15 protein-coding genes and 4 pseudogenes are annotated in these 18960 nt (G+C 67.5%); 9 read left to right on the top strand and 10 right to left on the bottom strand.

Annotated features, from left to right (window positions below; translation table 11 throughout):
- Positions 1-120 precede the first annotated feature (120 nt).
- Positions 121-1065 (bottom strand): annotated as a pseudogene (locus ACN26Y_RS28100) (IS701 family transposase); the annotation flags it as partial.
- Between the two features lie 534 nt (positions 1066-1599).
- On the opposite strand from ACN26Y_RS28100, the gene ACN26Y_RS28095 reads away from it, so the two are divergent.
- The gene (locus ACN26Y_RS28095; protein ID WP_196255720.1) at positions 1600-3378 is read left to right on the top strand and encodes a reverse transcriptase/maturase family protein; all 1779 of its coding nucleotides are present in this window, start codon (positions 1600-1602) and stop codon (positions 3376-3378) included.
- 97 nt (positions 3379-3475) lie between these two features.
- On the opposite strand, the pseudogene ACN26Y_RS28090 reads toward ACN26Y_RS28095, so the two are convergent.
- Positions 3476-3775 (bottom strand): annotated as a pseudogene (locus tag ACN26Y_RS28090) (transposase); the annotation flags it as partial.
- 583 nt (positions 3776-4358) lie between these two features.
- Between ACN26Y_RS28090 and ACN26Y_RS28085 the strand changes: the two are divergent.
- Entirely contained in the window at positions 4359-4889 is a 531-nt protein-coding gene (locus tag ACN26Y_RS28085; protein ID WP_422733796.1) for a hypothetical protein, read from the top strand.
- A gap of 277 nt (positions 4890-5166) precedes the next feature.
- On the opposite strand, the gene ACN26Y_RS28080 is transcribed toward ACN26Y_RS28085, so the two are convergent.
- From ACN26Y_RS28080 to ACN26Y_RS28065, 4 genes and pseudogenes are all read right to left on the bottom strand, one after another.
- Positions 5167-6378: an IS110 family transposase gene (locus tag ACN26Y_RS28080; RefSeq protein WP_422733795.1), complete on the bottom strand. Its 1212-nt coding sequence runs from the start codon at positions 6376-6378 to the stop codon at positions 5167-5169.
- A 507-nt stretch (positions 6379-6885) separates the two neighbouring features.
- Positions 6886-8267, bottom strand: a pseudogene (locus ACN26Y_RS28075) (IS1380 family transposase).
- Positions 8268-9313: 1046 nt separating this feature from the next.
- Entirely contained in the window at positions 9314-9952 is a 639-nt protein-coding gene (locus ACN26Y_RS28070; RefSeq protein WP_422733794.1) for a class I SAM-dependent methyltransferase, read from the bottom strand.
- Between the two features lie 247 nt (positions 9953-10199).
- On the bottom strand, positions 10200-10619 hold the full coding sequence (locus ACN26Y_RS28065; RefSeq protein WP_422733793.1) for a barnase inhibitor: 420 nt from the start codon (positions 10617-10619) through the stop codon (positions 10200-10202).
- A 136-nt stretch (positions 10620-10755) separates the two neighbouring features.
- Here ACN26Y_RS28065 and ACN26Y_RS28060 point away from each other — a divergent pair, with 136 nt between their 5' ends.
- From ACN26Y_RS28060 to ACN26Y_RS28050, 3 genes are all read left to right on the top strand, one after another.
- Positions 10756-11082, top strand: a complete 327-nt coding sequence (locus ACN26Y_RS28060) for a hypothetical protein (RefSeq protein WP_422733792.1) — start codon at positions 10756-10758, stop codon at positions 11080-11082.
- Positions 11070-11480 (top strand): hypothetical protein, encoded by a 411-nt coding sequence (locus ACN26Y_RS28055; protein ID WP_422733791.1) that lies wholly within the window; start codon positions 11070-11072, stop codon positions 11478-11480. Before ACN26Y_RS28060 ends, ACN26Y_RS28055 begins: the two co-directional genes overlap by 13 nt.
- A gap of 610 nt (positions 11481-12090) precedes the next feature.
- Positions 12091-12762, top strand: coding sequence for a hypothetical protein (locus ACN26Y_RS28050; protein WP_422733790.1), 672 nt, complete (start codon positions 12091-12093; stop codon positions 12760-12762).
- On the opposite strand, the pseudogene ACN26Y_RS28045 reads toward ACN26Y_RS28050, so the two are convergent.
- The 3 genes and pseudogenes from ACN26Y_RS28045 to ACN26Y_RS28035 all read right to left on the bottom strand — a co-directional run.
- A pseudogene (locus ACN26Y_RS28045) lies at positions 12730-13578 on the bottom strand (tyrosine-type recombinase/integrase); the annotation flags it as partial. The gene ACN26Y_RS28050 and the pseudogene ACN26Y_RS28045 overlap by 33 nt on opposite strands.
- 21 nt (positions 13579-13599) lie before the next feature.
- Positions 13600-14184 carry an HD domain-containing protein gene (locus ACN26Y_RS28040; RefSeq protein ID WP_422733789.1) on the bottom strand — a complete coding sequence of 195 codons (585 nt, stop codon included), beginning with the start codon at positions 14182-14184 and terminating at the stop codon, positions 13600-13602.
- Positions 14181-15308 carry a helix-turn-helix domain-containing protein gene (locus ACN26Y_RS28035; RefSeq protein ID WP_155333137.1) on the bottom strand — a complete coding sequence of 376 codons (1128 nt, stop codon included), beginning with the start codon at positions 15306-15308 and terminating at the stop codon, positions 14181-14183. Before ACN26Y_RS28035 ends, ACN26Y_RS28040 begins: the two co-directional genes overlap by 4 nt.
- A 405-nt stretch (positions 15309-15713) precedes the next feature.
- Here ACN26Y_RS28035 and ACN26Y_RS28030 point away from each other — a divergent pair, with 405 nt between their 5' ends.
- From ACN26Y_RS28030 to ACN26Y_RS28015, 4 genes are all read left to right on the top strand, one after another.
- A complete protein-coding gene (locus ACN26Y_RS28030; RefSeq protein ID WP_196255719.1) occupies positions 15714-15890 on the top strand; it encodes a hypothetical protein in 177 nt (58 codons plus the stop codon).
- The gene (locus ACN26Y_RS28025) at positions 15887-16105 is read left to right on the top strand and encodes a hypothetical protein (RefSeq protein WP_155333136.1); all 219 of its coding nucleotides are present in this window, start codon (positions 15887-15889) and stop codon (positions 16103-16105) included. The genes ACN26Y_RS28030 and ACN26Y_RS28025 overlap by 4 nt, the downstream gene beginning before the upstream one ends.
- Positions 16102-16275 carry a hypothetical protein gene (locus ACN26Y_RS28020; protein WP_196255718.1) on the top strand — a complete coding sequence of 58 codons (174 nt, stop codon included), beginning with the start codon at positions 16102-16104 and terminating at the stop codon, positions 16273-16275. The genes ACN26Y_RS28025 and ACN26Y_RS28020 overlap by 4 nt, the downstream gene beginning before the upstream one ends.
- A 65-nt stretch (positions 16276-16340) precedes the next feature.
- A complete protein-coding gene (locus ACN26Y_RS28015) occupies positions 16341-17711 on the top strand; it encodes an IS701 family transposase (protein ID WP_155333135.1) in 1371 nt (456 codons plus the stop codon).
- Between the two features lie 189 nt (positions 17712-17900).
- Here ACN26Y_RS28015 and ACN26Y_RS28010 read toward each other — a convergent pair whose 3' ends face one another.
- Positions 17901-18875, bottom strand: coding sequence for an alpha/beta fold hydrolase (locus ACN26Y_RS28010; protein ID WP_196255717.1), 975 nt, complete (start codon positions 18873-18875; stop codon positions 17901-17903).
- Positions 18876-18960 lie beyond the last annotated feature (85 nt).

The following is an 18960-nucleotide window of genomic DNA, read 5'->3' as shown; positions in this document are numbered from 1 at the left end:
ATACGACTGGCTTTCCGACGTCGTCGACCCCAACCCAAACCTGCACAGGACCACCACGCCGACGTGGTGCGGGAGTCGCCTGCGGCCTGTCGTCCATGGAATAAGCCTAGTACTCCAACGTCATTTGGCCTGTCTGCGCTGGTAGTGGGATCGGCGGGCGCGGGCTTGGGATGTTCGTCGCCAGATCGACCAGTGCAGGATGTGCTCTGGCGGTAGCGATGCGGTGAGGACGAGGGCGTTGAGGAGTCGGCGGATCTCGGCGATGGTCAAGGCGATGATCTCCGCGTCGGCGTGGGTTTGCTGCGCGGTGGCGGCGAGGATGGTCAGGACGGCGAGGGCGAGCATCGCCAGGGTGATGAACCGGTGCCAGCCGGTCCAGCCGCGGACTTGGTAGTGGTCCAGGCCGACCTGGCCTTTGCCGGTCTGGAACAGCTCTTCGATGCTCCAGCGGGAACCGGCGACACGGACGAGGGTGTGCAGCGGGACGGGTCGGGGTGACCAGCACAGGTAGAAGGCCAGCTCGCCGGTGGTTCGGTTGCGGCGGATGAGCAGCCACCGGTGTTCACCTGGCTGGGTGGCGGTGGTGATCCAGGCCCACAGGTAGTCGCGGGGACCTTTCGCTCCGGCGCCGCAGCTGTGCTGCTGCCACTCGCGGCTGGGGATCCGCTCGGCGAGGTCGTCGACGCGTACGAGGGTGCGGCCGTCGTTGACGTGCACCCGTCGGTCGCAGCCGACGGCCAGGACGTAGCCGATCTGACGCTGTTCGAGGTCGCCGCGTAGGCCGGGGTCGGCGCCGTAGACCTCGTCGCCGGTCACCCACCCCGCCGGGATACCGGCGTCCAACGCGGCAGCGATCATCTGTCGGGCCAGCGCAGGCTTCGTCGCGAACTCGACCTCATCCGGAACGCCGGCGGCGGCGAGACGCTCGGGCCGCTCGCACCACGTCGTCTCGGGCAGGTAGAGCCGGCGGTCGATCAGCGCCCGCCCGTGCGGAGTGACGTAGGCCAGGAAGACCCCGACCTGACTGTTCTCGACCCGACCGGCGGTGCCGGTGTACTGCCGCTGGTGCGCCGCGAGGCGCTCTGTTGTATCCCCAGCTCAGCTGGGAGGAACTTGGAGGGAGGTTCTTGGGTCTGATGGCTTACCCGGAGCTGAAAGGCGATGGGGACAAGAGCATGCCAGGAAACCGGCGGTCATGGTCAGGCGTCTGACGTGATGCGTCGTGGGACCCGCGCGATATGGCGAAGGCTGGATTGCTTGAAACCCAATCTCCAGACGATGAAAAGTACCATCCGCCGGAAATGACGCCTGGAACCGGCGCCGCGCTCTGCTCTGGCTTTACAGCGTGGTCGGGGCAACCTCTGGGGCGCAGGGCGATGCCCAGCGAGGGCATTCAAGGAGATGAGTGGGTCGCCTACGTCGTGCTGTCACGTGCAACAGAGACGAACGCGGGATCGCCTACGGGGCGCGAGCCCTACGGCGACGGAGCGCTCGTAGTAGTCGCCGGGGTCACGTCCGGCCGAGGAGGACGGGAAAGCCGTCCGCAGGGCGAAGGAGCGCAGGTGATTCGGACACCACAGGACTCGGGAGGTATGCGAAATGCAGAGCGCCGAAACGGTGCTGGGTGTCCTGCGTGAACGCGGCAAGCGTGGTCTGCCGCTGGATGAGTTGTATCGACAGATGTTCAACCCGCAGTTGTATCTGCTGGCCTACGGGCGCATCTACGCCAACCAGGGCGCGATGACACCGGGGGCCAGCGCAGAAACCGTGGACGGCATGTCGCTGGGCAAGATCGGCCGCATCATCGATGCGATGCGCCAGGAGCGCTACCGGTTCAGCCCGGTGAAGCGGGCGTGGATCCCGAAGAAGAACGGGAAACGGCGACCGCTTGGCCTGCCCACCTGGTCGGACAAACTCGTCGGCGAGGTGATGCGCCTGCTGTTGGAGGCGTACTACGAGCCGCGGTTTTCCGCCCGGTCCCACGGGTTCCGTCCCGGCCGGGGCTGCCACACCGCGTTACGCGAGGTGGCGACCACCTGGACGGCGACGGCCTGGTTCATCGAGGGTGACATCTCCGACTGCTTCGGCACGCTCGACCACAAGGTCATGCTGTCGACGCTGGCGGAGCACATCCACGACAACCGGTTTCTGCGGCTGGTGCGCAACATGCTCACCGCCGGGTATCTGGAAGACTGGGTCTGGAACGCCACGCTCAGCGGGGCACCGCAGGGCGGCGTAGTTTCCCCGATCCTGTCGAACATCTATCTGCACCGGTTGGACACGTTCGTCGAGAACGTTCTCATCCCCGAGTACACCCGAGGCGAACGCAGGGCGAAGAACCGTGCCTACTGCCGGGTGCAAGACGCGGCCGCACGTGCCCGTGTCCGTGGTGACCGCACCACGGCCCGGAAACTGCGCCAGCAGTTACACAGCCTGCCCAGCCGGGACCCGAACGATCCCGGCTACCGGCGGCTGCGCTACGTGCGCTACGCCGATGACACCCTGCTCGGGTTCGTCGGACCACGAGCCGAAGCCGAGGACATCAAACGGCGTCTCGCTCAGTTCCTGCGCGACGATCTCAAGCTGGAACTGTCCGAGGACAAAACGCTGATCACGCACGCCCGCACAGGCGCGGCGAGATTCCTCGGCTACGAGATCACCGTCCAGCACGGCGACCACATGCACCATCGTGGGAACCGGACGGTCAACGGCACGATCGGGTTACGCGTGCCGAAAACGGTGATCAAGGCCAAGTGCGCTCGGTACCTACAGCGTGGTGAACCCGCGCATCGGACCCGGCTGGTCAACCACGATGACCACACCATCATCGCGACCTACGGGGCCGAGTACCGAGGCATCGTCCAGTACTACCTGCCCGCCGGAGATGTCTGGCGGCTGAGCCGGCTGCGTTGGGTCATGGAGACCTCCATGCTCAAGACGCTGGCCCTCAAGCACCGCTCAGCGGTGTCGAAGATGGCCCGGAAATACCGGACCTCCATCGACACCCAGCACGGCAAGCGACGGTGTTTCGAGGCCCGCATCGAACGCGAGGGCAGGCCACCACTGGTCGCCCGGTTCGGCGGCATCCCACTCAAACGGCAGAAGACAGCGGCCCCCATCGACCGCAGTCCCACCCCAGCCGTCGCCCGCAAGGAGTTGATCAATCGGCTCCTCGCAGGCAGGTGCGAGGTCTGCGGCGGATCAGTGGACATCCAGGTCCACCACGTCCGCAAACTCGCCGACCTCGACCAGGCCGGGCAGTCACGCAAGAACACCTGGACAAAGATCATGGTCAAGCGGCGACGCAAGACGCTCATCGTCTGCGCCGACTGTCACCACCAGATCCACTCCGGGAACAGCGCCGCACTCACGCAGTAGTCACCGGAGAGCCGGATGCTCGGAAACGGGCCCGTCCGGTTCGGGAGGAGGGCGTTGGAAAAGGACCTGCCCCGGCAGGCACCTCGTCAACGCCCCACCTCACCACCCCGACTGAGCACACGCCCTTCTTCAGGAACCCTGTCTCATCGGTGGCCAGCACGGCGTCAGGGTGGCCGAGCTGCTCGACCAGCCACTCTCGCACGTCATCGCGGACGGCGTCGGCGTCCCACACCGCCGTACGCAGTAACCGCTGCATCGCCTGCGGATCCGCGTGCCCCGCCCGCTCCGCCAGGGACCAGCAGGTTTTGCGTTCCAGACCCGACAGCAGACCTTCCACGAACTGCCCGGCAGTCCGGCGCGGCTCCGCCCGTACGAACCGGCCAGCGACACGCGCCACCGCCTCGTCGAGGGTGACCCGCCACCGGCTGGGGTCTACGCTGTGGCACGCGGCCACCGCACGATCTTCGGTTGTCCTCACAAACCATCGATGATCAACGCGGTGGCCGTCTTCATGCCCGCGCCACGCCCAACGCCGAAGCCAAGTGACGTTGGAGTACTAGGCCAGCATCGCAACAGCCCGTAAGTGGAGAGATCTGGTCTGAATCAGTGGCCCGCGGACGACCATCAGCAAGTGTCCTGGCGACTCCGAGACCCTCCACCGGTTGGCCCCCTTTCTCAGTCCGGCCGCCCCGGTCGCGCAGGGCTGAACGGGCTCGACGGTTATGCCGGTGGCCGGCATGCCGGGCAACCCGTGGCAAGCACTGCGCGCCCGCGAGGTTCTGGCCCGGCTGGGCAGCGGATGAGGCGACGGCAAACGGCCCGAGATGTGCGCCGAGCCGAACGCGTCGCACGGTGAGGCGGCAAGCTGGCGGCCGATCTGGGGCGTAGGGCGGGCCTTGGAACGTGGCTTCGACGCCGTCGCGCCAATGTTGCCTGCGGCGGGCGTGCCCCGATGGCGACTTGCAGCGTAGGTTCGTGCCGTGCCTACCGAAGAGTGGCTGCGGGTGTCGCTGGGAAGAGCGATCCTCACGGCGTGTAGGGACGATGAGGTACTGCTGCGTCGCGGTGCCAGTGAACGGTCGGTCATGTTTCGCGTCGGGCGCTACTTGGCGCCTGAGATCGAGCAGCTCTGGCCAGGCGAACTGTGGGTCGATCTTGAATACAACCGGTTGGCGGGCGAGCCAAAGATCGCGAAGGCGGTGACCGGCCTGCTCGACCCCAGTTCCGACAGCGCCACGGAACGGGCGGCGGCTGGGAAGCGTTCGGTGCTGCCGGACCTTATCGTCCACGATCGTGCTGGAAGGACTAGTGAGCACAACGTCCTTGTCGTGGAGGCAAAGAAGCATCCAGCGAGTCAGAAGGCGGTGAACTTCGATCTAAGAAAGCTGAACGCCTACAAGCAGCAGTTGGATTACCAGCACGCCGTCTACGTCGAGCTGAGCAAGGGCCGGCCACGTTGGCAATGGATTGACGTTCACAACGAGTTGGTGATCATTCCTGCTCTGGCCTAGGCATCGGCTGGTCGTCGTTTCGCGCTGGGCGCGGATGGCGTGCCGGTTACCTCGCGCCCGTAACGTGGAGTTCCAGTGGTTTCCTCAGCATCGATGTGCGGCTCTGGGTGCCGTCGTGGTGGCGTCGAGATGGATCCCGCGAGCTGAGACCCGAGTCCCACTGGAGAACCTGTGAGCAGGGCTTCTTGAACGGTGACCACTTGCGCCGACCCGACGGGGTCGACCTCTGGCCGTTACGTGATTGGTTCCAATCGCACGCTCATGGCTCCCCTCTGTGTCAAGACACCATCGGGAGCGGGGTTCTAAGCTGGGTCTTGGCGGGTTCGGGAAGTGACTTCTCCGAAGAGCCGGCTTGGGGATGCGAGTCGGTCACGCTGGAGTCAGTAGTCGTTCCCCGTTGTCCTCCCGGGCCCGCCGCCATGGCGGCTGCGGCGTCGGTGATCATGCGCCGGTAGACGATGTCGGACAGGCGTCGTTTCAGCGCGCGCATCGCTTCCATTGATGTCTTGCCGCCGGCCTTCTTCCGGTCGAAGTAGGCGCGTCCTTCGGTGGGGTTGCGCAGCTGGACGGTGGCCATGATGTGCAGCACCCGGTTGATCTGCCGGTTGCCGGCGCGGGAGAGCCGGTGTTGTACCTGTTCGCCGGATGAGGCGTCGATGGGGGCGGTGCCGTTCCAGGAGGCGAAGTGGGCCCGGTTGGGGAACCGTGCGATGTCGCCGACCTCGACCAGCAGCCGGGCGGCGCCGGATGGTCCTATGCCGTGCAGGTCCAACAGCGTAGTGCCGGTGGAGGCCACCAGTTCCTTCAGTTCCTTGTCGGCTTCCTTGGAGCGTTGGTAGACCCGTTCGAGGTCACTGATGAGCTCCGCGGCGACCCGACGCCGGGCTTTGCCGACTGCGTCACGGGGTCTGACCGTGGCCAGCAGTGCCTTGGCCTGGGCGGCGGACAGGCTCTTCTTCGCCCCGCCGGGAATCAGCTCCAGCAGCAGTTGATGCAGCTGGGAGACCATCCGGGTGTGGTCTTCGCCGAGGGAACGGCGCCGGTCGACCAGGATCCGCAACAGGGCGAGTTGTTCGTCGTTGACGACCGGCCGCAGGCCGGCCATGCGGGTGCCGACCAGCGCGACGGAGTGTGCGTCCGTGGCGTCGGTCTTGCGGCCCTGCCCGGTGGCGAACACCCGCGCCCGGGCGGACAACTTCGGTGGCACATCTACGACCTGCTCGCCATCGGCCAACAACCGGTTAGCGATATGCCGGCCGATACCCTGGCAGCCCTCAATCGCCCAGACCCGGTTCGGCCACTGCCTGGCGTACTTTCTCATCGCCGCATAGCCGTCCCGGCCGGTGTCAAAGCGGCCGCCGCCGACGATCGTCTCGTCGCCGGCCATGACCTCGATGGTGGCGGAGCGCTTGTGCGGGTCCATACCGATGACCACGCGATCCAACGCGACGCTCAACAGGTCCTCCGATGCTCGATCCAGCAGGTTCATCGAGCCGGGAGGGCAACGCTACTTCGAGCCGAGCAAACCCCTCTTGAGCCTCTCCCCGCCCTGGCGGCGCCCGGGACTGCGCAGGCCAAATGAGAGCCACACGACCAGCATGGGCAGCCGAAATGAGAGCGACAGCCCGGGCGCCTCGACCGAAGCCTGGCCGGGCCCACGGTCGTAGGTCAATGAAACAAGTAGCCGATGTGCGTGCACAGGATCATGAGCTCCTGTGGCTTGCCACGTCCACGCCGATGCCGCCAAAGCGGTTGGTGTGGACAACGGGTGTGGACGTGGCATGCCTCGACGACGCAGACTGAGCCGTGACCTCCCGGGACATTCCGCTGCCGCTAGCCTCGATCATTCACGGCTGATGTCGGCCGCTTCGGCCCCGGGCCTTTGATCGCTGGTGTTCGATGCGATTGGGTCGAGGGCATGGTGGTGGGCCGTCTGTCGCGGCGGTGGGCGTGGTTCTCCTTGGTTCCTCCGGTCGTCGGGATAGGGCTGAGCTGGTCAGCCGGGGGCGGGGATCTCCGCGATTCGGGTGAACGCGGCGGTGATCTGGTCGGCCCAGGGCCAGGTCGATGGGATGCGCAGCCGGCGGCGGCGTTGACCGTGGACCAGGCGGGCGGCGGTGTGCAGCAGGCGGTAGCGCAGCCGTTTCGGTTCGGCTTTGGCCAGGTCGCCATCGAGGGCGATGGCCTGCAGCCAGGCGATCAGGTCGTTGGCGATGGCTGCGATCTGGCACCAGGCGGTGTTGATGGCGAACTCGCGGGAGGGCAGCCGGCCGAGTCCGGTGTCTTTGGCGCAGCGGATGCGGTCTTCGACGCGGGCGTGGGCGCGGTGGCGGGCTTCGAGCCACTGCAGGGCGCCGACGGTGGTGTTGGTGACGAAGGCGGTGTAGCGCCGGCCGTCGCGTTCCTCGAACAGCGACAGTTGAGCGCCGGGGTGTGGTCGTTCCCGACGCACGATCACCCGCATGTCGGGCGGCCAGCCGGCCAGGGTGAGCAGGCCGGTCAACTCTGCGACCTGTGCGCCGTCGCGGATGCCGCCGTCGGCGGACAAGGCGGGTGACCAGGCCGCGGTCGGCAGTGCGCTGATGGCGGCGCGTTCGGCTTCGCCGATCGACCAGCCGAGCGAGTACTCCACGTTGCGGCCACGCTTGCGGCCTTGCGCGGTCAGCCAGTCCGGACTGTGTGGGTGGCGGCGGCCGAGTCGCCACGCACCAACAGGTTCCTGCGGTGGGCGGCCGGGACCTGCGCGAACGCCTCACCCAACACGCCCAGGTGATCGGCCGCGGTGTTCGCCCCGGCGTTGCCCGGCCGCAGCCGGATCGCCAGCAGCTCCCCGGTGTTGTCGCAGGTCACCAAGATCGGATGGAACCCGTAGGTGTGCTTGTAGGTGGCCGCGGCGCCGTCCTTGTCGCTGTGGGCGAGCACGATCGTGGAGTCCACGTCCAGCACAACGAGGCCGTCGCCGAGGCTACGGCCGGCGGCACACGCGGCCGGGACCTGCCCGAACAACGCCCACACCCGGGCCCGGACCTTCGCCCGTGCCCGGCTGATACGCCGCACCTGCACGTCGCTGACCTCGTCGAGGGCCCGCCAACACGTCGCCGGCGACGCGACCACGCCGAACACCTCGCCCTGATGGCGCAGCACGTCGATATCCGCAATCGCCTCACCGCCGTCGGCGATCATCACCGCCAAGTCGACCAGCACCCTGCCCCGGTCCCGACCGGGGACGAACCCCCGCCGGGCCACCGACGCCGACAACGCTTGCGTCAACCCGCTGCGATCAGCCAGCAGCCGCAGCAGCGCCGCACCCACGTGCGACACCACGCCACCGCCACCGACCTCGACGGACAAGCCCTTCGACCACTGGGTAATCTGCACCTACGAAGTGCCTCTCACGCGGGGAACCTGCACGACTCGACACCGGGCAGTTTTCCTTACGTGGCAGGCACTTCGCCATATCTACCGACCCGTCAGACACCCAAGATCACGACCGCTGTGAAAGGCCGAGGCTAGGCGAGGTCGGTTGGCTGTTCCCCGCCCTGGCAGATCGGACGGAACACGACCTCGTTCGTCAGCTTCTGCAGTCCGCCGACGAGACCCTCTTCCGGCTGGGGCAGCGGCTGGGTGCACGACCCGACGCTCAGCTCTGGGGCGTCCCGCTCAACCGCTTCCGCTATCAGCGGCTCGGGCCCGAACCGGAGTTCCCGGTCACGGTCCTGGCAGGCGAGGGTGGATCGGATCAGATCTGGGTGGACGTCCTGTGCGCCCCGGCTGGCAGCGGACCGTACCACCGCCCCGGGCCGCCATGGCAGGTGCACACCACGATCTCCCTCAGTTGTGACACCGACCCCACCGGCTGCGGCGGCCACCAGGTCGACGCCCAGACCCGTCCGCCGGTCGAGACCCCGCTCGGAGCCGCCACCGAGGTGCAGGCCGCGACTGCATGGCTGCTACAACGACTCGCCGACGAGACCGCGGACTCCCTCCGAAAGCACGACCTGAACCGCGGGCACCCGCCGGCACCTCGGCGCCGCGACTGACATGGACCGTGCGTCACCCCGCCGGGCTGTCAAATGTGGCCGAGCGAGGGCGGCGGCCCCATCACGGCAGACCGGTACTCATCGGGCGCGATGCCACTCACGCCGCCGTCCGGTTCTGCCGCAGACCGCGCGTCCGGTCAGCGTTCGCTCGTGCCGAAATGAGTGTGCCTGATCATGCTGCTCTCGCTGGGGTTCTCCCGGGATTAGGTAACCCGCTGGTGTGGCGTCTTTGTCTGAATGAGGTTGCCAGAAAGGCTTAATCCTGCGGATTCGGTGGATCACGCTCGAAGGGCTCGGCTCAAGCGCCGCCGCCGAGCACCAAGGGGAAAACGAGGCCTTGATGGCACCCCGATCCGGCGTCGGAGGCACGCTCGGCGAGCGACCTTACGCGCGAGCCAGTACGGTCACGCGACCGGACTCGCCGTTGCACTCGACGATAATCAGGCCCTGCTCCTCGACCAGACGAGGGAGGGAGTTCGTGTCGTAGAAGCGGACGGCGCCGGGCACGAGGTGATAGCACGCTGCGCGCAGCCGCCAGTACAGGCTCTGGGAAGTGAGCGACGCGCTGTCGCGGGCGGGAGCGGTGATCAACAGGTGCCCGCCCGGCCGAAGGCAGCGCCGGATCTCGGCGATGAAGGCCGCAGGATGCGGGAGGTGCTGTAGGACGAGGATCGCGAGGACACCTCCGAGCGTCGCGTCCGCGAAGCGGAGCGGTGCGTTGACGTCGTGCACGTCGAATGTCGCGTCAACGCCGTCGCGCGCGGCTCGTGTCCGCGCGATTTCGATCATGCGGGGCGACCCGTCGACACCGACGACGTCGTAACCGCGCCGCGCGAGTGCGAGTGCGTGCGCGCCGGGTCCGCAGCCGAGGTCGGCTACCGGTCCGGGTGGTGCAACGACGTCCGCGAGCTCATCGGCGGTCCGCTCAACCATGTCACGGTGCTCCGGCTCGTCGCGTCGTCGCCCCCAGGCCGTGCTCTCGCGGTCGTAGATGAAGCGAAAGAACCACTGTGGAGCCGGCATGGCGACGACACTACGCGTGCCACTGCAAGTGGTCGTCCGCACAGGCGTTGAGGTACGGCTCAGGCGCCGACCGTGCCCACAAGCGAACGCTGAGCGGTCACACTCTGTGGTCAGCATCCCTGACGTTCGGCATCCGGAACTGCCGCGGATCGCGCGTTGCTGCGAGTCGTGGGCAGCGGAGGCGTGGACCTGGTGAGCGGATGCAGCTGGGGTCGGGCGGCAACGGTCAGGAAGGGACCCGAACGGTTTAGAGCAACTCGAGGATGATGCCATCCTCGGATTCACTGCCGCCTGGGCCGTGTTCGTGGATGATCTCTACGATCATGTCGAACAGCGTCTGCCCCTGGCCACGCTGTGCGTCGCTGAGCCTGGCCTCGATGCTCGCGCGGTGCGATGGGTGGCAGGTGACGAGGATCTGCTCTAGCCAGCGGACCGTCGCGTCATGACCAAGCGCGACGCGGGACGAGTCAGAGTTGACCCACTTGAGCACCCAGCCGGTCTCGGGGGTGCCGAAGCCTCCGCGGAGGATGTCGTTGAAGGCATCGAGGCTTCCGTTCCAGGTGCCGTGACAAAGCAGCTGCGAGAACTCGCGTACGAAGCCGGCGAAGTCGACGAACGAGGCTCCGTCGATGACGAGCACGGGAAGGGCATCGCTCTGGTTGGTCACGGTGCAAGTATGGGCGCGACCCCAGCATCCGGATCTGCCGGCGAGGGGGCGTCAGGGGCCGCACCTGCGAGACCGACGAGTCAGCCGACCGCTCGTGCCGAGAACAGTGATGTTCGGAACCCGTAAGGTATGGCCAGTGGGGTGGGATGCACTGGGGCAATGGGGTGAAGACGTCGCTCGCATCGAACCGCTCGCTGGCGAAGTCGCCAACGACGTGTGGAGCGTGCGCGTCAACGGGCACCTCGCGGTCGGTCGTCTCGGCACCAGGAGCGACGCTGATCTTGCGTGGGAGACAGGGCTCCTCCAACACCTCGACCGTGAAGGTCTGACCGTGCCGGTCCCGATCCCGACTACGGACGGCCGGCTGTTCGCTGACGGTCTGGTGGTGATGACCTATCTGGATGGCGGACCGCCCGAGACGCAGGCCGACTGGCCGGCACGCTCCGTGAGTTGCATCGGCTGACGCAGGGCTGGCCGCAGCGCCCAGGCTGGCGATCGTCGACCGATCTCCTGCACGCCGAGACCGGGACGAAGATCGACCTCGGCGCGATGCCCCCTGAGGGTGTTGCTCGATGCCGAGCAGCGTGGGCGCGGCTCAGCGGACGTCGGACATGCGTCGTCTACGGCAACCCCAACAACCCTGGCAACGTCCGCATGACCGCGAGTCAGGTCGCGCTGATCGACTGGGACGAGTCGCACGTCGACGTCGCCGACCTCGACCTCGTGCTGCCCGACAACGCCGCCGGCCTCGACGACGGCGCGCTCGACATCGCCGGGCAAGCGTCGGCGGCATGGGAAGCCGCCGTCTGCTGGGACGACGAGTACGCAGTCAGGCGGCTCGCCGAAGTTCGAGCGGTCTGAGAACGCGTTTGAGGAGTGGGGTTGTTGGCGGCCGAGTGCGCACATCTGCCGCTGACAGAGCGCCCACTTGCGGCGCCAGGGGAGTTGCTGGAGTTTGTTGGGGTCCTGGGCGGCCGCGGCCGGCTGGGTGAGCCGGCTGACGTATCCCGGGGGAGCGGTTTGGAGGCGTTGACCTTCGGCACCGCCAACCTCGTAGGCGAGGGCCGGCGCCGCGTGGCAGGTGGTCCATATGGCGTCGGCCGGCCCGTCCGGATGCCGCAGCAGATCAATCTGCCGCCGATCTTCATGCCCGAGCTCGGGGAGCAGGTTGGGAGCAACGGGGTGCACTGAACGGTGTTGAACAGCGCCCAACGGCATTGAACGACACTCTACTGCACCCACTACGACCTGCGGGTTCCCGTTTCCCCAGGTCAGAGTCGGTACAGCGTCCCGCTTCACACCGAAGAGGTCACTGGTTCGATCCCAGTATCGCCCACCCAGGTAGAAGGCCACTTCCCATTGATGGGGGTGGCCTTTTTGCTGCCCGTACAGCAGCGAAGTGCAGCAACGGTCAGCCAGCGGGTGAGCAGCGGGCGACGAGGTGTCCGCCTGTGTTGTTACTTTGCCGGCCGTGAACGATCAGTTGACGTGGATCGACCGGATCATCGACGTGACCGGATGGCACCACCAGCCTGAGGGCGGTGCCGGCTGGGAGCAGGTGGAGGCGGAGCTCGGTGTCGCGCTGCCGAGCGACTTCAAGGAGTTGTGCCGGCGGTTCGTGCCAGGCCTGTTCATGGGCGTCCTTGACCTACCGCGACCGACCGACGATCACGATTCGACCTCGCTGCTCGGGTGGTGGAACTCCAGCCGGCGTTGGGTAAGTGAGCATGACGATCCCGCCGCGCGCTTGTACGCCCCGCACGATCTGTACGAGCCCGACAAGGGGTCCGGGCTGATCGAATGGGGTCACGACTCGTCCGGGGGTCAGTACTTCTGGCTGGCGGACCGCTCGGTGGAGTCTGATCGGTGGCCCGTGCTCGCTCGGCACGATCCGCCCCACCCGTGGCACCGGTTCGACATGTCCATGACGGAGTTCATCTACCGCATGCTCGCGGACCCGGAGCTGGAGTCGTTTTCGATGGTCACTCCGACGTGGCGACCGTTCCATCTGCCGTACTGGCAGCCGTTTCCCGGCACACCTGAGGAGTGGGACGCTCTCGGCGATCCGAACCGCGAGAACTGGACCAGTACCCGTCTCTGTCCGTGTAGGTCAGATGCCGAGGGAGTCGCCGAGGCGCTCTAGGGCGTCGCGTGTCGCCATTGATGAGACCGGGGTGTAGATCTCCATCGTTACGGAGAAGCGGGCGTGCCGGAGGACCTGCATGGCGACTCGCGGGTGGACGTCGAGGTCGGCCAGGAGCGTGGCGCAGGTCCGGCGGGCGTCGTGGACGGTGATCGGCTTGACGCCCGCTTTTCTCGCATCTCTCTGCCAGGAGCGCTGGAAGTTGCGCGGCTCGATGGGTGTGCCATAGCGGGTGGTGAATACGAGGTGTGTTTCGTGCCATGCCTTGCCGGCGGCTGCTCGTGCCTCATCGCGCTGTTCCTGTCTGAGCTTGAGGGCGGTCAGGCAGATGTCGGGCAGGGGGAGAGTGGCGTCGGACGCTTGGGTCTTGGTGTCCCGGTGGAGGAGCTGTCCGCGTACGCGTTGCAGTTGGCGGCCGATGGTCAGCTCTCCGGCGTCGAGGTCGACGTCTGCCCAGGTGAGTCCGAGCGCTTCGTCCTTGCGCAATCCGGTGACGAGGACCAGGGCGTAGGCGGCGTAGAGGAAGTCCTCGTCTGCTCTGGCGGACTCCAGGAACTTCCGCGCCTCGTCGCTCGACCAGGACTTGCCCCGCCGGCGGCGGACGGTGGCGAGGGTGACCGGCACGGCGGGGTTCTTGGTGATGAGGTCTTCGGCCTGGGCGTGGGTGAGGGCGGCCCGCAGCGCGGCTCGGATGTCGCTGACCGTGCGCGTGGACGGGACGGCCCGGCAGCAGCGGCCGACAGCGCAGCAGCGCCGCTTGTGCTTCGGCCGGGTGGCGTCCTTGCCTTGGGCGCAGCACTGGCAGGTCCGGGCCACCGGCAGGTCAACGCCAAGTGACTAGGGCTTACTCGGTGGCGGGGGAGTGAGCCAGGCGAGGGGTTGTCCGCTGAGGGCGGCGTCGGCGAGGCGGTGGGCACTCGCGGTCTTGAGTGCCGCGCGTGAGCTGTCGATCCAGCGCTGGACGTTGTCGACGCCCTGGTGGCGGTACTCGACGGCTTGGACGAGGCATTCGAGCTTGTCGGCGTCGCGGGCGACGGTGGCTTCGAGGGTTTCGCCAGCTTCGTATTCGGCGACGGCGGCGGTGATGACGTCGGCGACGGCCGGTGGGCAGGTGGCGACCTGGTCGGCGGTGACGGTGGTGTTGGGTACGGCGGTGAGGTAGCGCTTGGCGATGTGCGGGATGTCGGTGATTCGGGTTTCCTGGGTGTCGTGCAGGACGCAGAGCATCGACACCCGGGCCGGGTCGGCACCTTCCATGGCGGCGAGCATCATCCCGATGAGCGCGGTCCGGAAGGAGTGTTCGGCGATGGACTCGGGGTGCTTGACGCCGGCGAACCACCAGCCGGTACGGGCGGCGCGTTTGAGTACGCCGGCTTCGAAGATGAAGCTCATTGCTCCGGCGGCGTCGTGGTCGTCGCTCATCTGCCCGTCCCTGTGCCGGTGAGTCCGTCCGCCCGCAGGCGGTAGACGATAAAGGTTAGTTCCTGCCGCGACTGCGCGGAGATCCGGTCACTGTCCAGGAGCGGGACACTGCGGTCGAGGAGTGACCGGGTCGCGGCGGGGCTGTCGAGGGCGAGGCCGCGTCGTGCGGCCAACAGAGCCCAGACGTTGTGGATGTTGAGGTCGACGAAGGGATGCGCTGGGTCCAGGCGCTGGACCAGGTGCCGAAGAAGGATCGAGCCATGCCAGTCCGCGAGCGTCCCGGGCATGAAGCAGTCGTCGCGGTGGCGGTACGGGATTTCGCCTACCCAGTAGGCCGAGTAGTTGAGGGCCGCTCGCTCGCAGGCGTCGTCCGGGTGTGCCCGGGCGATGAAATCCCGTAGCGGTTCCGGGTTGCCCTGGTTGGCGAGGGACGTGACGACGGAGCGGGCGTCGGGCCACAGAGGTGACCAGGTGTGGAAGGTGGTCGTCCGGCGGGCGCGGGCGGTGGTCTGGGTGAGCCAACCCGCCGCCGCCCTGGTGGGGTCCATGCCGGCGAGGAAGCAGGCTTGCCGGTGCAGGAGCACGTTCGGATCCCGTCCGGCGGCTGCGCGTTCGGCGAGCCCGGGAAGGTGAGCGAAGAACGTACGTTGCTCATCGATGGGCAGGGTCGGCCCGGACGCGACCGGACCTCGCCGCGGATGGGCGATGGGTAGCCCTCTTGCGAAGGTCGGTGTCTGCCCGAGGACGGCCCAGAGGATCAGATCTGTCAGGCGGTGGGTGAGTACGGACGAGCCGAGCGGTTGTTCGTCGATGTCGCAGCGGTCCACCTGATCGTCGAGGACTGCGGCGAGGATGAAGTCTGCCTCGGCAGCGTCGTCGAGTGCGGCGAGCAGGACTGCGTTCGCGCCGAGCCGTCTGAGCCGGTGCCGGACGGAGACCGCGTGCCCGAGCGGCACCGCGGTGAATGGCCGCCGCCCGGATTCCCAGCTCTGCACGGTCACGCGGTCGACGCCCAGGCCCACGGCGAGCTGCTCCTGCGTCAGCGGGATGGACTCCCGGATCAGCTTGAACAGGTAGCCGGTCACCCCGCCGCGCTGTAGTGCCGATCGTCCGCGACCTGCCATCCGTCATCCCTACATTGACCGGTGGTCGACGTTCCCGCCGTGAAACCAACACTGTGGAAGGGCATTTGGCCTGCTCACTCGTACTACGGGTGAGTCCAACCGCCGTCCCCGTGATCGTAGCGTCGCAGTTACCGAACGTTCCAGATCCGGTCCCGTGGTTCGGGGTCGGTCATGGAGGGCTGCCCGGCGGAGGGAGGCAGTGATGCGGGACAGAACACCACCGTGGCGACGAGTGTCCTACGACCAGTACCTGATCGCCGTCGCGATGACCCTGGCGCGGCGACACCGCCCGGCATGGTCGTGGCGCAAGTGGGCGTGGGTCTGTCGCTGTGGGGTCGACCTGCCCTGCCGTAACCGACACCGCATCCCGATTAACCGGAAGCACTGGCCCGCCCAGGAGGAGCAATGAGCATCGAGGCGGAGCGGATCCTGGTCGCGCATCTGCCAGGGACGGACGGCCTGTGCACCGGTTGCCGGGCATGGTGGTCGCGGCTCACGCCGTACCCGTGCTGGCAGGTGGAGTGGGCGACCAGCCGGCAGGCGCGGTCGCTGACGGCGGCGCTGCTCGGAGGCTGCGCATGACCACGCACGGACCGGTGCTGCCGATCTGGAGCTGCGGCGGCTGCGACGCGCCCTGGCCCTGCCGCACGCGGCAGCGAGAGCTACGCGCGGAGTTCGACGGCGCACCGATATCCCTGGCTCTCTACCTGGGCGCCCAACTGGTGCGCGCCTCCGAAGACCTGACCTGGGTGCCGGCGGGAGCGCTGCACCAACGCTTCCTCGGCTGGCTGCGGTGAGCATCCTGCGCCCCGGGGACGACAAGTTCCACTACAGCGACGGCTCCCACAAGTGGATCCCGCCGGACCCCGACTACGACCAGGATGCCTGGGACGAGCAGGTCCGCCAGCACAAGCAGGGCCACCTCCGGAACGAGCAGCCGAAGGTGCGCATTCAGCGCCTCCTCTAGTAGTGCTTTGTTAGGTCGGCGTGTCGTTGGGGCGCTGGGAGTGGTTCGGGTAGTTCGATGTTGGCGTGACCCCTGATGAGCTTTCCGTTGTGCGGCAACGGCTTGAGGCGTTCGCCGCGGATGTGTTCACCCCGCTGGCGCGGTCGGATCAGCGGGCCAAGGGTGAGACGTATTTGCGGGGGCTGCTGCTGGACGGGCGGCGTAAGTCGATGCAGCCGATGGCGGATCGGCTCGGGGTGGATCATCAGGGGTTGCAGCAGTTCGTGACGACCTCGACGTGGGACACCACGGCGGTGCGGATGCGGCTGGCCCGGCGGGCGGTTGAGGTGGTCGAGCCGGTGGCGTGGGTGGTCGACGACACCGGCTTTCCGAAGGACGGCAAGAGCTCGCCGGGCGTGGCCAGGCAGTACTCGGGGACGTTGGGCAAGGTGGCGAACTGTCAGATCGGGGTGAGCGTCCACGCCGTCACCGACACCGCATCGTGCCCTCTGGATTGGCGGTTGTTCGTGCCGACGTCGTGGGACGACCAAGCTGTTGACGAGGCTGAACGGCACGGGGTGGCCGCTCGCCGGGCTCGCTGCACGATTCCCGAGGACGAGCGCCATCGCCCGAAGTGGGCGCTGGTCGTGGAGATGCTCGACGAACTGGCCGAGCACGGCCTGCGCCCACCACTACTGGCAGCGGACGCCGGCTACGGCGACAACAGCCAGTTCCGCAGCGCCTTGGACGAGCGTGGGATCGGCTACATCATGCAGGTCAAAGGCGACGCTCTCGCCCACAAGCCAGACGTGCAACCGGTGCCGCGGGTGTGGTCCGGGCGTGGCCGCCCACCGACCCGCACGGAGCCGCGCTACCCGAAGACGGCTGTCAGCCTGGTCGAACACATCCGTGCCGCCGGCCGCCGGACTGCGGAGACGATCATCTGGCGGGAAGGCTCGAAAGGCACGATGAGCTCCCAGTTCATCTTCCTGCGCGTACGCCCGGCCGGGCATCGCGTCGCCAGTGACGCCGACGGCACCCTGCCCGAGCGGTGGCTGATCGCCCAGTGGCCGGACGACGAGGCCGAGCCGGTCAAGTACTGGCTGTCCAGCCTGCCCGCCACCACCAGCCGCACCGACCTGGTCCGCTACGGCAAGATCCGCTGGCGGATCGAACACGACTACCGCGAACTGAAGACCGGCCTCGGCCTGGACCACTTCGAGGGCCGCTCTTGGACCGGCTGGCACCGCCACGTCACCCTCGTCACCGCCGCTCACCTGTTCATCACCGAACTGCGCCTGGACCCAAAGCGGTTGCGCCGGCCTGACCCTCTACGCGGTCATCCGCGAGCTGCAACGACTCCTCGCGACCTGGACCGGCGCCTGCATCACCTGCCACCAACCCGTGAAACCGCTACACCGCAACAAACGCCACCGAACCTAACAAAGCACCACTAGCCCTTGACGCTCTCACCGACGAGCAGATGGCACAGCTCGGCGCCATCTCCCGTGCCATCATCGGCAAGCTGGTCACCGACTGAGCTGATTCCTGCGGTGCGGCCGGCGCAGTTCACCGCCCGCATTGCCGCCGGCAGACGCGCACTATCGCCGGACGCGGTGGGCGCCATCTCGACCGGGGCGGTTCAGTCAGGCCTGCGTCCCGATCCAGCCGATGTCGGTGAGGAATCCCCTGACCTCGGCGTTGGTCTCCGCCGGTGCTTCCAGATGGAAGAAGTGTCCCGCGTCGACGAAGACCAGGCGGCCATCCGGTACCTCGTCGCTGACCGTCTCGTACTCGGAGGGCTGCTGACCGGGATCGCGGGAGCCTTGGAGGAACAGCACCGGCATCGTCATGGCCGCGAAGAGCCGTGCCTTGCGCTCGGCGAGTTCGCGGTCGAAGCTGGCGCCGCGGAACGACGCGGACGCCCCTTCGGCTACGCCTGGGAAGGAGAATTCACGACGGAGCCGGGCCAGGGTCGTGTCGTCGAGCGGCCGGGCGACCAGCGGAGGTTGGCCGTCCGGGCGGGGAAGGGCGCCGTATGCCATGTCGATCAGCAGCCCGGACTTGAAGAGCTCGACGCCGGCGGGGCTAGCGAACAGCTCGTGTGGGGGACGGGGTTCGCTGTGGGGTTGGTTGCCGGACTGTTGCATGCGCACGTAGCCGACGATGCGATCGGCCATGGAGGGGACGGCGCACAGGTTGTCACTGATTACCGCGCCGCGGTCGTGGGCGACGAGGGCGAAGCGGTCGAGCCCGCAGACATCGATGAGGGCGGCGATGTTCGCGGCGACCGCTCCGTAGTGGTAGTCGAGGTCGAGCCGCTTGTCTGACTGGCCGTTGCCCAGGGTGTCCACGGCGACGCAGAAGGCGTCGGCGGCCAGGTCGGCGATCTGGGCGTGGAAGGCCCACCATGATTCCGGGAAACCGTGGAGAAAGACGAGGGGCGGCTTGTCCGGGTCTCCGGCGGTGACCACGTGCCAGGACGTGCCAGCGGCCTCCACATAGTGGTGCCGGGCCGGAACGCCGTTGACGTCCTCGACATGGCCGGGGGGGTCTTCACTGCCCGGGAACGGCACGGCAGCCGGCCAGATGTCGGGCGTGACGCTGTTCGAGACTGTCATCGTTCTCCGATCGCTCGGCCCGGGCCTCCGTGTAGGCGCCAGGGGATGCCGAGGTGAGTGGTGGGGTGGCGAATGTGCGCCATGT

It is taken from the genome of Micromonospora sp. WMMD558, from assembly GCF_049315255.1.
Classification (GTDB): domain Bacteria; phylum Actinomycetota; class Actinomycetes; order Mycobacteriales; family Micromonosporaceae; genus Micromonospora.
The sequence above is the reverse complement of the archived record's forward strand: the minus strand, read 5'-3'. Positions and strand labels throughout refer to the sequence as shown.

What these genes read in the sequence shown, in the direction of transcription:
- ACN26Y_RS28095 (WP_196255720.1), top strand. Translation starts at nt 1,600, where the DNA reads ATGCAGAGCGCCGAAACGGTGCTGGGTGTCCTGCGTGAACGCGGCAAG.
- ACN26Y_RS28080 (WP_422733795.1), bottom strand. Translation starts at nt 6,378, where the DNA reads ATGAACCTGCTGGATCGAGCATCGGAGGACCTGTTGAGCGTCGCGTTG.
- ACN26Y_RS28070 (WP_422733794.1), bottom strand. Translation starts at nt 9,952, where the DNA reads ATGCCGGCTCCACAGTGGTTCTTTCGCTTCATCTACGACCGCGAGAGC.
- ACN26Y_RS28040 (WP_422733789.1), bottom strand. Translation starts at nt 14,184, where the DNA reads ATGAGCGACGACCACGACGCCGCCGGAGCAATGAGCTTCATCTTCGAA.
- ACN26Y_RS28035 (WP_155333137.1), bottom strand. Translation starts at nt 15,308, where the DNA reads ATGGCAGGTCGCGGACGATCGGCACTACAGCGCGGCGGGGTGACCGGC.
- ACN26Y_RS28030 (WP_196255719.1), top strand. Translation starts at nt 15,714, where the DNA reads ATGAGCATCGAGGCGGAGCGGATCCTGGTCGCGCATCTGCCAGGGACG.
- ACN26Y_RS28025 (WP_155333136.1), top strand. Translation starts at nt 15,887, where the DNA reads ATGACCACGCACGGACCGGTGCTGCCGATCTGGAGCTGCGGCGGCTGC.
- ACN26Y_RS28010 (WP_196255717.1), bottom strand. Translation starts at nt 18,875, where the DNA reads ATGACAGTCTCGAACAGCGTCACGCCCGACATCTGGCCGGCTGCCGTG.